The following is a 15,361-nucleotide window of genomic DNA, read 5'->3' as shown; positions in this document are numbered from 1 at the left end:
AGATTTTAAATAAAAATATATTGTCAACCGATCTTCAAAATAAAATAATATTCCAACAAGTAGTCGAGTTATTGCAAAATGCCCGACAACAAGTTTTACGTACCGTAAATTCAACGATGACATTTACGTATTTTGAAATAGGAAGAATGATTGTTGAAGAAGAACAAAACGGAAAAGAAAGAGCACAATACGGAAAACAATTATTAAAAGGGCTTTCTCAACAATTGACAAAGGAGTTTGGAAAAGGTTTTTCTGTTGAAAGCCTTGACAGGATGAGAAAGTTTTATCAGATATATTCAATTTCGTCATCACTGATGACGAAATTGGAAAATCAAAAAAAACAATCACTGACTGGAGAATCTAAAGACTTAATTTTGAAATCAGTGATTTCGTTTTCCAAATTAACATGGACTCATTATGTTTTCTTAATGCGTATTGATGATGAAAATGAAAGACGATTTTATGAGATAGAATCAGAAGAACATAATTGGAGTGTTCGAGAATTAAAACGACAGTATGATTCGGCTCTTTATACAAGATTATCTTTAAGTTGCGATAAAGAAGGTGTTTTAAAACTGTCTGAAAAAGGGCAGATTATTGAGAAACCTAAAGACATTATTAAAGATCCATATATCCTCGAATTTTTAGGATTGCCTGAGTTACATCAATACTCAGAAAGTGAACTTGAAGATGAAATTATTAATAAACTAGAACATTTTTTACTAGAGTTAGGTCATGGTTTTACTTTCGTCGCAAGACAAAAAAGAATTACATTTGATGATAAACACTTTGGAATTGATTTAGTTTTTTATAACAGAATTTTAAAATGTTTTGTACTCATTGATCTTAAAATAGGAGAATTAAAACATCAGGATTTAGGTCAGATGCAAATGTATGTTAACTATTATGATAGAGAAATGCGTTTGGAAGATGAAAATAAAACGATTGGTATTATACTTTGCCAAAACAAAAGTGAGGCAGTAGTAAGATATACTTTACCAGAGAATAATGAGCAAATTTTTGCCAGTAAATGTAAAACAGTGTTACCAAGTGTTGAAGTTTTAAAAGAACTCATCGAAAACAAATAGCATTAAATTTATAATTTCGAATATAATTAAATGAAAGACGAAGAAGACGATAACATAATTCCAGATAACGAAGAAAATAATTCGGAGGATACTAATTCTTTTGATGAAAATCAAGAAGAAGATGAATCTGAAGAAATTATCGATGTAGATGCTAAATCTTTTGAAGGAGGACATTTTTACGATAATAACGATGAAAGTGGTGATACCATTACCAAAGTTACCGGAATGTACAAAGACTGGTTCTTGGATTATGCTTCGTACGTAATTCTGGAACGTGCTGTTCCTGCTATCGAAGACGGATTTAAGCCTGTACAACGTCGTATCATGCACTCACTTAAAGAGCTGGATGATGGGCGTTATAATAAAGTTGCCAATGTTGTAGGGCACACCATGCAGTATCACCCTCACGGAGATGCGAGTATTGGTGATGCGATGGTACAAATTGGGCAAAAAGATTTATTGATAGATTGTCAGGGAAACTGGGGTAACATCTTAACTGGAGATGGTGCTGCAGCTTCGCGTTATATTGAGGCACGTTTATCCAAATTTGCTTTGGAGGTTTTATACTCACCAAAAATCACCGATTGGGGTGTTTCATACGATGGTCGTCGTGCAGAACCGAATAACCTTCCGGTAAAATTCCCATTGCTTTTGGCACAAGGAGCCGAAGGTATTGCGGTAGGACTTTCTACGAAAGTATTACCACATAACTTTAATGAATTAATCGATGCTTCGATAAAAATTCTTAAAGGAAAACCGTTTACATTATATCCTGATTTTATGACTCAGGGTATTGCCGATATTTCTAATTACAATGATGGATTGCGTGGTGGACGTGTTCGTGTTCGTGCCAAAATTGCACAATTAGACAAGAATACTCTGGTAATTACACAAATTCCGTTTTCGACCAATACGACTACTTTAATTGATAGTATTTTGAAAGCCAATGATAAGGGCAAAATCAAAATCAAGAAAATTGAAGATAATACTGCGGCCGATGTTGAGATTTTGATTCACCTTTTTCCAGGAGTTTCGCCAGATAAAACAATTGATGCATTGTTTGCATTTACAGCTTGCGAAACCTCTGTAGCTCCTTTAGGTTGCGTTATTGAGGATAACAAACCATTGTTTATTGGAGTTTCTGCAATGTTGAAAATTTCAACAAACAGAACAGTCGATTTGCTTCGACAAGAATTAGAAATTCAATTAGAAGAATTAAAAAATAAATGGCATTTCTCTACTTTAGAGAAAATCTTCATTCGTGAGGAAATGTACATTGACTTCAAATTATATTCTGATAGAGAAACGTTATATAAATATTTATACGATCGATTTGAGCCTTTCAAGAAATCATTTGTCAGAGAAATTCATGATGATGATTTACAGCGATTGACTCAAATTCCGATGATACGTATTACTCGTTTTGATTCTGATAAAGCCGATGATTTTATCGCTAAGTTAGAAGATGAAATGAAGGAAGTACAGTTTAATTTAGAAAATCTGACCGATTTTGCAATTGCTTATTTTACCAAATTAAAGGAAAAGTATGGTAAAGGTCGTGAACGCCAGACTGAGTTGCGTATTTTTGATGATATCGAGGCTACTAAGGTAGTTTTAAGGAATACTAAATTGTATGTAAACAGAGAAGAAGGTTTTATCGGAACCAGCTTGAAAAAAGATGAGTATTTAACCGATTGCTCGGATATTGATGATGTAATTGTGTTTTTGCGAGATGGTAAAATGATGATTACAAAAGTCGATGCCAAGACATTTGTTGGTAAAGATATTATTCATGTTGCTATTTTTGATAAAAGCGACAAGCGTACGATTTACAATATGATGTATCGTGATGGAAAATCAGGACCTTCTTATATAAAACGTTTTAATGTTTCGGGAGTAACGCGTGATAAAGCTTATGATTTAACGAATGAAACTACAGGTTCACAAGTAGTTTATTTTTCGCATAATCCAAACGGAGAAGCCGAAGTAATCACTATTTTATTACGTCAGGTAGGAAGTATTAAGAAGCTGAAATTCGATATAGATTTTGCTGCTTTGGCTATAAAAGGACGTGGGTCTAAAGGGAATTTGGTAACCAAATATCCGATTAAGAAAATCGAACTTAAAGAGAAAGGTATTTCTACATTATTGCCAAGAAAAGTTTGGTATGATGATACGGTAAAACGTCTGAATGTAGATGCTCGTGGTGAATTATTAGGTGAGTTTAAGCCAAGTGACAAAATATTAATTATTAGTCAAACAGGGAAATTAAAGGTTATTATCCCAGAATTATCTACGCATTTTGACGAGGATATGATAGTTTTGGAGAAATGGAATCCCAAAAAACCTATTTCTGTGATTTATTTTGAAGGAGAAAAAGAACGTTATTATATTAAACGTTTCTTGGTTGAGACAGAAAATAAAGAAGAATGCTTTATTACCGAACATCCTAATTCTCAATTAGAAATTGTAGCTACCGATTATCGCCCAGTTGCCGAATTAGTCTTTACGAAAGTAAAAGGAGTTCAAAAAGATAATTTATACGTAGATATCGAAGATTTTATTGCCGTGAAGGGCTTTAAAGCATTAGGAAACCAATTAACAAGTGATAAACTGAAGCAAGTTAACCTATTAGATCCATTACCATACGAAGAACCAAAGGAAGAAATTCCGGTGAGAACTATCGATAATGAGGATGATTCAGTAGAAACGGAACTAGATGATGATGGGCAAATTGGTTTAGTTTTAGATTAATTTACCCGTTAGTATAATTTATTTTAACGCATAGAAACATAGATTTTATTTTCTTAAAAAAGGCGTTTCACTTATTTGAAATACACAAATTGGAGCTATATGAAAGAAATGTATTTCTTTTTTGAGTTCTCTTTTCTACATGAAAGCTATGTTTCTATGTGTTTAGAAAAAATAGGGCATGGTTATAAAAACAAAAAGAGGTTGTCTGAAAAGACGACCTCTTTCATTTATATACATTGGATTAGATTAATTGTGAGAGCTAATTAATACTTCTTCCTTAATCCATTTGACTTCTTCATTTTCGATAACGACAATCATTTTGTCACCATCTTTTACTTCACCAGAAATTATTTTTTTAGCCAATGGTCTTCTCAAGTGGCTTCGGATAATGCTTTTTATAGGTCTTGCACCATACTTGGCATTATATCCGTTTTCTGCCAGATAGATTTTGGCTTCCATAGGAATCTCAACAGTTATATTGATGTTTTTTAGTAAATCCATGAACTCTTTTTTAAGATGGATTTCAAATATTTTTAATGCGTTTTCTTTACTTATAGGAGCAAAAGGAACGATCTCGGTTAATCGTCCTAAAAATTCTGGTCTAAAATAATTCCCCATAATTTCCATTAAGGAAGTTGAAGTTGGAATTTTACCACTATTAAAAGTCTCTACAATATGATCTGCACCAATATTCGAAGTAAAAAGGATAATTGCATTCGAGAAATCTCCTTCTTTACCTAAACGGTCATGAAGCTTTCCTTCGTCCATAATTTGCAAGAATACATCATATACAGAGGTATGTGCTTTCTCGATTTCATCGAATAATACGATTGAATAGGGTTTTTGCCTTATTTTGTTTACCAATAATCCACCTTCTTCATAACCTACATATCCCGGAGGTGCCCCATAAAGCAATGCTGCCGAATGTTCCTCTTTAAATTCGGACATATCAAAGCGGATAATAGCATTTTCATCCTGAAAAAGGAATTCTGCCAAACTCTTTGCTAGTTCTGTTTTTCCAGTTCCTGTTGGTCCTAAAAAGAAGAAAGATGCAATAGGTTGTCCAGCTTTGCTTAAGCCTGATCTTGATTCTAAAATAGATCCTGCAACAGTAGCAATACAATGGTCTTGACCAATAACTCTTCGGCCTAATACTTCTTCGATATTGTTTAATTTTTGTTTTTCTTCCTCTTTTAGTTTTCCAGCAGGAATACCTGTTTTTTGAGCAATAATAAGCGATAAATCAAAGGCTTCAATATGCACACGTTTGTCTAAAGCTCTTTTTTCAAGAGAATTTATTAAGTTCTCAATATGATTGATAATTGATTCAGAAGTTTCGAATATTTTGTTGTCATTTTGTTCATCGACAACCATCAAGAATGTTGTTTTATTGACTAAATCAGTTAGGAACCAGTTAGCTTCTTTTATTAATTGTTCTTCGGGTAAACCAGCATCATTTTGCTTTAAAAGCTGCAATTTATCTAGAATAGATTGTTTCTCTTTAAGGAAAGTTTCGCCAGATGTTTTTAAAACCGACATCGTATGATCGATAAGATTAATAGCCGATTCTGGAAGGCTTTTTTCCTTTAAATACCTTTTGGATAATCGAATAGATTCCGTTATTGTTTCGTCGTCAATTTGTATTTTATGATGTTCCTGATATGTTTTTATTGACTCGCGAATCATTCGAAACAAAGTATCATCATCGGATTCTTCTAGTTTTACAATCTCAAACATACCCGATAAACCTTGTTCTTTCTCAATTCGTTTGGTATATTCATCGATTGTCGATGTAGCAATAATGTTTAAACCTTTGGCTAATTCGCCTTTTAAAACATTAGATACGCCAGAATCTCCACCGTTTTTATCCAGTAATGTATGGATTTCTTCGATGATAAGAATTGCTTTAGGATACTGTCTTAGTTCCTGAATACAATTCTTTAATCTGTCTTCGATTTCGCCTTTATAAGAAGCTCCAGCGATTAAGGATGATAAATCCAGTTCGAAAAGTTGTACTTTATTTAAAACATCTGGAACCTGATTTGCAATTACATTTTGAACGAGAGTATCAATTAAAATTGATTTACCAATACCTCGATCACCAATTAATAATACATTGGGTTTAGAGAATCGACAAAGAATTTCTTTAATCGTATTTAGTTCAGTTTCGCGACCAATTGCGAGTATTCTTTTGCTCTTTTTTTCCAGGTTCTTATGGATGCAATATTTGCTCAGAAAACCTTTTTTAACCTCTTGTTTAGCAACGTTTAGGTTTTGAGGTATACTAGTTTGCTCTTCTAGTAATTCGTTTCGGGAAATAGGATAGGTTTTCATTTGGTCAAAATTAAAACCTACTCCAGGTGAGCTTAAGGCGACTATAATGGCATAAAGACTAATTTCATCTTCATTTAAGATAGTTCTTACCGATTCTGCTTCTTTGATAATTTCATCAATTACATCGCTGGGTTCTGCGTTAAGGACTTGACTTGTTTTAGGCTCGTCTTCCATTCGAACTTCTGCCCATTCGTCAAGATAATAAACATCTTTCCCCATTGTTTCAAGCTGTTTTAAAAGAGATAAATCTCTATTTAAAATTGCTTTTAATAAATGTGCTGCCGAGTAGTATTTATTTGAATTAGCTTTAGCAATTTTTCTTGCGATTTCAAATGCACTTAGTAATTCTACGCTGAAAATGTTTTTTTCTTCTTCCATACTATTTTAATCTTTTGTCCAGATCAAGTATTTTTTTACTTTATAGCTAATATTCAATCCTTTAATGCAATTATTTTGTTTGTCCTTATTTAATCGGATTGATTCTATTTTTATTTTTTTTCCTTTAATGGCTGCGCATAATTGAGAAAAAGTCAATAAATCTTTATCATTTTTTACAATTGGAATGTCAAGATCATCACATAAATAGTCCGAGAAATCATCTTTGACTTTGCTGCCTTCGGCGACTTTATTTAATAAAATTTCAAACTGATCTTCAGATATTTTAGGGGCTTTTTTAATGGCAACAATACTATCTTTTGAGGTTTTAGTTTTTGGAGCAACGGGTACATATTGTAGCATATCTTCCAAAGGATCTTTTTTAACAGAACCTCTTGGTAAAGAGAAAGCTTCTGCCTTTTTTTCATATACATAAGACGTTATATCTAGCGGATTTGTCTTTTTAATTACTCTGGTATGTACATAAATGGTCTTTTTTGCTACCATACTAAAGTCTCCATTTATAACAAGTGTAATTGTTTTTTCACCAGGAGTAGAGAATGTATATACTGGGTCGGCCGAAGTTTCGTCAATACCTCTTTTATTTTCTCCAAATGACCATTCCCATGTTCTTGCATCATCGGATACAGATCTAAAATAAGTGGGTTGTCCTGCGGTAATTATTTTTGGTACAATAATCTGCGGAGTTCCTAATTTATCTGCGGCATATTTATCTTTAAGAACAAGCTCTCGTGTATGGGTACAGTTGCCATTTATGGTTAGTTTTACGGTGTATTTTCCGGGTTTTTTATATACATGGAAAGTATGTTTTCTTACATCTAATAGAGATCCATCACCAAAATCCCATTCCCATGTTTTTGCATTTTGTGTTTTGTCATAAAACTCAATGGATTCCTCGCTTTGGGAGTGATCGGAGAAGATATAAAACTTCACATCTTCGCAATCTACATGATTGAAAAACTGAACAATAAATGCTATGATTCCAATTAACAATAAGATGGCAAAGAAGAATATAACCCTAATATCGATATTTTTTTTATTCATCTTTTAATTTTTAAAAATTCACTAAGTCAGATATTTTTTATAAAAGTCGTTCGCAAAAATAGTTTTTATTATTTTAAAATGGTTGCAATTATTACTATAAAATTTACAAAAAAAATTTGTATTCTTACAAAATAATTTATTAGGTTTGCAACCCTTGCATTTATGAAAGTAAATAATTTCATAATAAAAGATCTAAGCTAGCAAATACCACAATAGTTAGTTTTTAGAAAACAAAAAAACGAGATATCAATTCGTTTTTTTGCAGCTATGCAAATATTATCAAAAACAAAAAAAGGCTTATTGTAGTATTATTATGGCTTATTAAGGTAAGTTTTAATTAGATTGTATTTTAAATTGCAATACTATTTTAAGAATAATATTGTATGGAGGAATTTTAAATAAAAAGCATCGATTAGGGAATAAATTAAAATCATTCAGGTCAAGAGAGATGCAATGAATATGGATTGGATTTTTTTGATATTCTAATAGTAACGTTGCCATAATATGAAATTGATTTGGAATCATAAAATTTGAAGATATTTTGATGTTTAAACTTAATGTCTTTAAAAAGTTTATAATAAAATAATCTAAGCTAACAAATACCACAGCAGTTAGCTTTTAAAATTAAAAGATTTCAATATTTGATAAATCTTAAATTACCTCTCTGTTTTTTTATGGAGAGAAAACAATAAATATTTTTATATGAAGCAGATCGTTTTATTAATGCTACTGATGTATTCATGTGTTGAATGTAGGGGTCAGAAATATATTTCACAGATTCCGTTTAAATATGACTATTCTTTGGATTTGTTAAAAAAGCAATCTAAAATGGAGGAAACAGGATTAAAGAATAAAACGGTTGTAAATGATAATTCAGAGAATTTAAGTGATGCTATTTTGGCTTTAAAAGAAAAGTATTCGATAGTACTAGCTGTAGTGCCTAATAAAATCACGAATTACAAATTGTATGGTTATATCGATAATTGGATTAATACGCCGTATAAAGAAAAAAGTTTTTCGAAAAAAGGAATTGATTGCTCTTATTTTTTGCAGTCTTTATATAGTGATGTTTACAAAGTAACGCTTCCTAAAGATCCTGCTGGAATGTGGAAATCCAAATCTATTCAGATTTTTACAGGAAGAACTTTTTTAGCAGAAGGAGATTTAGTTTTTTTTAGATACGATAAAGATCATCCTATTTCCGATGTTGGTTTATACCTGCATAACGATAGAATTTTGGCATGTACAGATAAAGGACTGGCTATTTATAATTTTAATGACGAATATTTTCAATTGCGCTACATCGGGGCAGGAAGAATTAATGAAGATGCAAAGAAAAAATAAACAGTCACTAGAATCTTTGGTAAAAGAAATAGAAAATATTTCTTATGATATCAGAGCCGAGATTATCGCCAATGAACTTATTGAGAGTAGTACTGTTGTCTCCGAAGAAATTATAATTTCTAATCAGGGACAATTCTCAAGAGCTTATAGGAGTGATATTCTAGGCGCAACGATTCAGGATGATAGCTATGATAAGCAGGAATATCTTAATATACTCTTGTCCAGAGATAGTATTTATGATGCGCTTCCGGAGGGTTTTGTACATAGCTTGAGTGAGAATAATACTGATAAGTCTGTACGACAGATGATCAAAGAACATAAGCATCAGAAAAAGCAGGAGGCTGAGGCGCGTAATTTTTTTGTTCCTTTTGAAAATGAGATTTTTCATTATAGAACAAAAATAGAAAGTGTTGAGAGAGATTTTCTATATAAACTAAACGGGAGTAAGCCATTAGAATTTTTTTATGATTTTTGGGGATTGCCGCATATTTATCCGGCAGTTTTGGTATCAAAATTTATTCAACTTTTGCCTTATGCTTATAAAATTGTTGGAGATATAGATTTGGCATGTAGTTGTTTGTCAAGTATTATAGAAGAAAAAGTTCAATATAAAATTACAAGTTCTAAAGAATATAGCGAAGAAAGTGAGCAAATTAATTTAGGAGAGAATAGATTGGGAGTCGATTTTATTTGTGGAAACAATTATATGGATTATTCCATGAACGTAACCATCGAGATAGGACCTATAACCAATAAACCTTTTGAGGATTATATCCATAATGGAGGGATTAAAAAATTTATAGATTGTTTTTATGAGCATTTTTTCCCAATGGAAGTGGAGCTCAAGACTATCTTATTGATGAACCAGGAAACAGAAGCGTTTAATTTTAGTAAACAACCTGTGTTGGGGTATACAACACGAATTTAGAAATGATAAAGAAACATTTACTAGCACTTATAGATATAAGGCTTATTATATTTTTGGTTGTAATTATCGCGGTTAGTGTTATACTTACAATGGTTTTTAGTGATAAAATAAAAGATTTTGCTGTAAACTACAAGAAGAAATTCTACAGCTATGTATTTTCATTTGTACTTATTTATGCATTAGTAGCCTTTTTGGGGTATAATAAGTTATTTACAGAACTGTCTGATGAATTTCTTTTTTATCAAATAGCTTCTTTATTGTTCGGAACAATTCATGTTTATTTATACCGATGGTATTTTGAGGAATTTAAGGTCAAAACTGTTGGAATTGAATTGCTATTTTCTTTATTGATTATTCTTTATTCGAGTGTATTGTTTATTATTATTTACACAGCATTAAATGGCATAGCGCTTACTTTGCTGATGTGTTCTCATTTTCTGGTATTTGTCATACCTACAGGGATTTATGTCACATTTAACTATATGATGCAAATACCGCCCAAAGAATATGTTACCTGGAAAATTAAGACAGGAGATAATCCATATCCAGAGGTTGAAGACGTAGACATGAAGGATCTCTTACTTATCACTTTGTTGGTTCAAAAAAAATCCGACAGCATTAGTTATACTTCCCTTAGGTCCAAAGGGCCAGTAAGGATTGATTTCGGTAATTTATTCTATCATACTGTTACAGGATATAATGCCCATAATAGTCAAAGTCCAATCGATTTGCTGGATAGCAATGGAGGGAATTGTAATTGGGTATTTTTCTTGCAGCCCAAATGGTATCAAAGTGCCAAGTATGTAGATGCAGTATATACCTTAGGGATGAATGGTATTACCGAAAATTCGGTTATTATTTGTAGAAGACAAAAAGCAAAAGAAGAACTGCCGGATAAAAAAAGTAAGTTAGAAGATCCAGGATTTATGTATGAACCAAAACCTAAAAAAGAAAAAGAAAATGAAAAAGGAAAAAAGCCGGAGCCAGCACAAGAAGAATTAGCTCCTGTAGAATAAATTTAAAAAAACTAGAGAACCAATGTATTATATAGATGATGAATCGGAGGTGTTATCATACGATAGCCACCGCACTTATAAGATAAGAAAAGGGGATACACTACAAAGTGTAGCTCAGGACTTTGCTGTAGATGCCAGAGAACTCAGATATTATCATAATAGGTATTGTAATATTCCAGATTTAATAGAAGCAGACTTTAAGAGTCATTTAAAATTATTGATTTTGGCACCAGATAAAAGTGATGCCAAAACTGAAGAAAAAGTAGCTATTCCCAAAAAAGTAATTTTTGGCAGTGTACCTTTTACGATTCCTTTTTATCCGGTTAATATAAATAATAATTATAAGGTAAAATACACTTTTGAAAGTGATAATAAAATAAAGAAACTAGAATACGACGTAAGTGTAAAGTGGTTGCAGGCAGATAAAAATGGGATTTGCTTTTTTGAAATTGACCGATTGAGTGTGCTACATATTGATGGAGCAGTAGCCGATACCAAAGTAAATGGACTAGCCGAAGATGCTGCAAGTATATTATATCCACTGCAAGTTGTAGTAGATCAAAAAGGAAATTGGATTGATATTCTTAATCATGCAGCAATTGCAGCGCGTTGGGAAGATAAAAAACCGGAGATTCTGGAGTATTACGAAGGAAAAGCAGTTTTAGAATATATCGATGCTATAGATTATACATTAAGAGATGAAGATAGCTTGCTGGAATCACTCTCGGATGATTGGTTTTTAAAAGTCTTTTTTAATGGAGTTCATACCTGTTATGGTTCTGAATTGGTCTTGGAGAAAGATACTTATTTTTCGATTATGCCAAAAAAAGCAACTGTAAAGGCAGATATAGAGCAAAAAGTTGAAGAATATCTGGATGATGCCAATTTGATAATGATTAAACAAAAAGGAGAATTGTCTGAGGAAGATATAAAAGATGATCTTTTTATAAACTCGGAAGTTGTGGGTAATTATAGTGCAAAATACCTCTTGAATCCCAATCATTATTCGATTGAGAGCATAACACTGGAATGTGATATTGTGCTTGGTATTCCTAAAAAAGTTAAGATTGAAATTAATAACCTCAATGAGAAAAAAGAGGTGGCTATAGCAACTCGTAAGTCTATTTTTATTGCTGAAGAGAAAAAGAAAGATAATTTTTTTAAAGGGCTATTTAGTCGTTTTTAAATAAAATATAAGGATATGAGCGAAAAGCACATTGTTGTACAAGGAGCAACGGTAAAATGCAAATTTAGCGTAGAGCCAAAAACAGATCTATTAAAGGTAAAATCGCAAGATAAGCATTATGCCAATGATAAAGATGCGGCCAAGAAACTCATTGGTAGTACTAAGGATATTGGGCAAACATTGGAGAAAAATACTTTTGGCAAATGCAAGAAACAACCTGCCGGAAATGATTATTTACCATGTCAGGCTCAAATAACCAAATGGAGTGGTTTTTATGATAAAATAACCCTGAGTAATCAAGGTAAAATATTGTTGGAAGATAGTAAAGGAACATGCCCAATGGGAGCACCAGATTGTATAGAAGTTACAAAACACGGTCAAAAAGCCGAGGCAGGAGAACAAAATTTTAAAGAGGCAGATCCCGAAGTACACAGCCAGATAAACCCAATGGTTAATATGGCTGCTTTTCAGGCAGGTTTGGATGATAATGAAGCTATTTGAAAATAAATATATAGTATGTCAAATTTTAAAATAATCGGTAGCATAAATCCTGAGGTAGGGAAAGAAGTAACTTACACAGTAACTAACTCCAATCTTCCTGGGAGCTTATTCCCAGGACAAGTTATTCCATTGGGAAGTAACCCATTTGTACCACAGGTACAGTGGTCTGTATATGTATTAAAATATGGAAAATGGCAGCTAAAAGAAAAAAATAATAAAACAGGACCCAAAGCCGCCTATACATTCACCGAAATAAGCCTTACAAGACAAGCAATACGTATAGTGGCACGTATGGGCGAAGAAAAAGTTACGCTAGATATTAAACCTCAAAAAACAGTTGAGCGCAAGATAATAAGTGTAGAGTTATGCGATGCATTAGGAAAAAAACAAACAAAGCCATTTGCTTATAACCAAACGGTATTGGCAAGGGTACATTGCCTTAACCTTGATAATTGCACCGTAAATGTAACCTTATGGGAAGATGATGCTCCGGGTGAAGGACATAGCGAAATAAATAAAAATAATAAAGCAGTAACAAAATCCGAACTGATATCGAATGGTATTGCAGATATTAAATTTAGACTAGCAACGGATTTTGCAAAAATGGCAAATGCACAATTGGCGAAAGGTGATAAAAGCGAAGGGAAATTTCATGAATATTATGTAACTGCTGAAATTTTTAGACAAAAAACAATTAGCAGCAATAATATAAATGTAATTAATCCCGATAATAAAACGCCAGACGCAAAACCCAAACCAACTCCTTCTAAGCCAACTCCCCAAAAACCGAAACCTCCCGTACCAGCAGCTACAAAAGGGAAGTCTCAAATGGAGGAAAAAGGAATAGTAGAAACAGTAGGAAGCGCAATATACGATTGGGGAGAGTCGAAGCTTAAAGTATTGTCTACAATCCTGCCCGATCCTATGGAAATCGTAAATAGTGTTTCGAAACTTGCGACGCCTGATAAAAAGGAGGAGAAGGATGTAAGTTGTGGAGAGAAATATTGTATTAAGAAAGGCGATAGTAGTGAATTAATAAGAGAAATTAATATTCGTCTTGCTGGTTTTGGAGGCAATGTACCAACAGACAAATTTACAGACCGCACAGAAAAAATGATAAAACAATTCCAGAGGGATTATATGAAAGTTCCTGAAACAGGTAAAATCTGTGGGAATGTATTGTTTGCAATTGATGATTTTTCTAGTAAATTCGATATATCTAATACATTTTGGAATCAAATTAAGTGTAGTTGTAGTACAAAAGGTAAGAAAGTTATAAGTAAGTTAAAAGGGATTAGTGAATTAAATAGTTGTGATGGCTTTGGAGATCATACTGGAAAAGGAACTTATGGAGGTAATACTGAATCTGAAAAATTTTATAGGTATGAATATCCAGGCATTCATCGTTCTTTATTATTTGGTATCAAAGCATTGCAATTTTATTTTAGTAAACAAACTACATATAAAATAGATCATATTACTTCGGGATATAGATGTCGTTTTAAAAATTATACAACAACTAACCATCAAGGTAAAGCAATAGATATACAATTTAGTAAAGGAACATTAGAAATTAGAGGGGAAAAAAAGGAATATTTGAAAGACTTAAGAGATATTAGAGATAATATATATATAAAATATCTTGGGGCTCAGAAAGAATGGCCAGCTAAAAATTTATACTCTATAGAACCCATAGATTTATTATATGATAAAAAAGGTAATGTCAGATTTGATCATACTTTTAGTTGGATACATGTAGATGTAAGAGAATTTGATTCAATTTATCTTGATGATAAATATTTTTGTAAAAATTCAACTAAATTGAACGGAAATACGATACTACAATTAGCAAAAGATAGTGGTTTTGAAAAGACCTGTATGTGTTTGAAGCCAAAAGCATTAGTAGAACCCCCTAAAAAAGAAATTAAAGAAGGCTGTTATTGTAATAAGGATTTAACAAGTCAAATTTTAAAAGATATAGGTATTTCAAATGAAAAAGCAACTGAGTTTCTTGAAGCCATTAATAAAACATTTACTGATTATCAAATAAATACATGTTTAAGAAAAGCTCATTTTTTAGCTCAAGTAATTCATGAGTCTGGGGGCTTCAGATATACTGCAGAATTAAATGTGGCTGATACTGCATATGATGGATTTAAAGGAAGAGGTTTAATACAGTTGACAGGGGAAGCTAATTACAAAAAATATGGAACATATGAAAAACAAGATTTTACTTCTAGTTTAGAAAATAAAATAAAATTAGAAAAACTGCCTTATTCAGCCAGATCTTCAGGATGGTTTTGGAAACAGGAAGCGAGTCTGAATGACGAAGCAGATATAAATGATCATATATATATAACCAGAATTGTTAATGGAGGTTATAATGGTTATAATGATAGACTTAAATATTTAAAAAATGGTTTCAAGAATCTTTACAATAATTGTAAAAATGATTCGGGTAAAAGTACTGACTTTGCCTTTGATAAAAGTAAATCTTATAACGACAAAAGGGGGGCATTTGCATGGGGATTGTGGCATGATCCAGGCTTAAATAAAGAAGGTTGTACGAAAGATAAGGAAAAGGCAATACAAGGTTACTCTAGATTTATAGATTTAGCTGGAGATAATTATGCAGAAACAAATTGGTACAATATAAAGAAGATTTCAAGTTTTAGTAATCTAAAATATACAGTCAAGAAGAAAGAATATGTTAAAGTACTTGATGCAGCAAAACAGAGATTAAAAGCTTTAAAAACTTAATAGATAAAAA

10 protein-coding genes are annotated in these 15,361 nt (G+C 32.1%); 8 read left to right on the top strand and 2 right to left on the bottom strand.

Features of this window, described 5'->3' with window-relative positions:
- Nucleotides 1-20 precede the first annotated feature (20 nt).
- A complete protein-coding gene (locus OIU83_RS04765) occupies nucleotides 21-1,088 on the top strand; it encodes a PDDEXK nuclease domain-containing protein (protein ID WP_264205124.1) in 1,068 nt (355 codons plus the stop codon).
- A 30-nt stretch (nucleotides 1,089-1,118) separates the two neighbouring features.
- A complete protein-coding gene (locus OIU83_RS04760) occupies nucleotides 1,119-3,842 on the top strand; it encodes a DNA gyrase/topoisomerase IV subunit A (protein WP_264205123.1) in 2,724 nt (907 codons plus the stop codon).
- Between the two features lie 246 nt (nucleotides 3,843-4,088).
- Here OIU83_RS04760 and OIU83_RS04755 read toward each other — a convergent pair whose 3' ends face one another.
- Nucleotides 4,089-6,554, bottom strand: a complete 2,466-nt coding sequence (locus OIU83_RS04755) for an AAA family ATPase (protein WP_264205122.1) — start codon at nucleotides 6,552-6,554, stop codon at nucleotides 4,089-4,091.
- 6 nt (nucleotides 6,555-6,560) lie between these two features.
- Nucleotides 6,561-7,616, bottom strand: coding sequence for a PKD domain-containing protein (locus OIU83_RS04750; RefSeq protein WP_264205121.1), 1,056 nt, complete (start codon nucleotides 7,614-7,616; stop codon nucleotides 6,561-6,563).
- Nucleotides 7,617-8,318: 702 nt separating this feature from the next.
- On the opposite strand from OIU83_RS04750, the gene OIU83_RS04745 reads away from it, so the two are divergent.
- From OIU83_RS04745 to OIU83_RS04720, 6 genes are read left to right on the top strand one after another with little or no spacing between them, the layout of a single operon-like run.
- On the top strand, nucleotides 8,319-8,960 hold the full coding sequence (locus tag OIU83_RS04745) for a C40 family peptidase (protein WP_264205120.1): 642 nt from the start codon (nucleotides 8,319-8,321) through the stop codon (nucleotides 8,958-8,960).
- A complete protein-coding gene (locus OIU83_RS04740; RefSeq protein WP_264205119.1) occupies nucleotides 8,944-9,888 on the top strand; it encodes a type VI secretion system baseplate subunit TssG in 945 nt (314 codons plus the stop codon). Before OIU83_RS04745 ends, OIU83_RS04740 begins: the two co-directional genes overlap by 17 nt.
- Nucleotides 9,889-9,890: 2 nt before the next feature.
- Nucleotides 9,891-10,904, top strand: coding sequence for a TssN family type VI secretion system protein (locus tag OIU83_RS04735; RefSeq protein ID WP_264205118.1), 1,014 nt, complete (start codon nucleotides 9,891-9,893; stop codon nucleotides 10,902-10,904).
- Between the two features lie 22 nt (nucleotides 10,905-10,926).
- Complete coding sequence (locus OIU83_RS04730) at nucleotides 10,927-12,090, top strand: LysM peptidoglycan-binding domain-containing protein (protein ID WP_264205117.1); 1,164 nt, start codon at nucleotides 10,927-10,929, stop codon at nucleotides 12,088-12,090.
- Between the two features lie 15 nt (nucleotides 12,091-12,105).
- Nucleotides 12,106-12,591: a DUF4280 domain-containing protein gene (locus OIU83_RS04725; RefSeq protein WP_264205116.1), complete on the top strand. Its 486-nt coding sequence runs from the start codon at nucleotides 12,106-12,108 to the stop codon at nucleotides 12,589-12,591.
- 15 nt (nucleotides 12,592-12,606) lie between these two features.
- Nucleotides 12,607-15,351: a hypothetical protein gene (locus tag OIU83_RS04720; RefSeq protein ID WP_264205115.1), complete on the top strand. Its 2,745-nt coding sequence runs from the start codon at nucleotides 12,607-12,609 to the stop codon at nucleotides 15,349-15,351.
- Nucleotides 15,352-15,361: the final 10 nt, after the last annotated feature.

Source organism: Flavobacterium shii (assembly GCF_025847235.1).
GTDB classification, from domain to species: Bacteria; Bacteroidota; Bacteroidia; order Flavobacteriales; family Flavobacteriaceae; genus Flavobacterium; species Flavobacterium shii.
This window is presented reverse-complemented; position numbering and strand designations above follow the sequence as displayed.

Bases quoted from the DNA above. Each gene is read 5' to 3' on its own strand.
- OIU83_RS04730 (WP_264205117.1), top strand. From the start codon at position 10,927: ATGTATTATATAGATGATGAATCGGAGGTGTTATCATACGATAGCCAC.
- OIU83_RS04735 (WP_264205118.1), top strand. From the start codon at position 9,891: ATGATAAAGAAACATTTACTAGCACTTATAGATATAAGGCTTATTATA.
- OIU83_RS04720 (WP_264205115.1), top strand. From the start codon at position 12,607: ATGTCAAATTTTAAAATAATCGGTAGCATAAATCCTGAGGTAGGGAAA.
- OIU83_RS04740 (WP_264205119.1), top strand. From the start codon at position 8,944: ATGCAAAGAAAAAATAAACAGTCACTAGAATCTTTGGTAAAAGAAATA.
- OIU83_RS04755 (WP_264205122.1), bottom strand. From the start codon at position 6,554: ATGGAAGAAGAAAAAAACATTTTCAGCGTAGAATTACTAAGTGCATTT.
- OIU83_RS04745 (WP_264205120.1), top strand. From the start codon at position 8,319: ATGAAGCAGATCGTTTTATTAATGCTACTGATGTATTCATGTGTTGAA.
- OIU83_RS04760 (WP_264205123.1), top strand. From the start codon at position 1,119: ATGAAAGACGAAGAAGACGATAACATAATTCCAGATAACGAAGAAAAT.
- OIU83_RS04750 (WP_264205121.1), bottom strand. From the start codon at position 7,616: ATGAATAAAAAAAATATCGATATTAGGGTTATATTCTTCTTTGCCATC.
- OIU83_RS04725 (WP_264205116.1), top strand. From the start codon at position 12,106: ATGAGCGAAAAGCACATTGTTGTACAAGGAGCAACGGTAAAATGCAAA.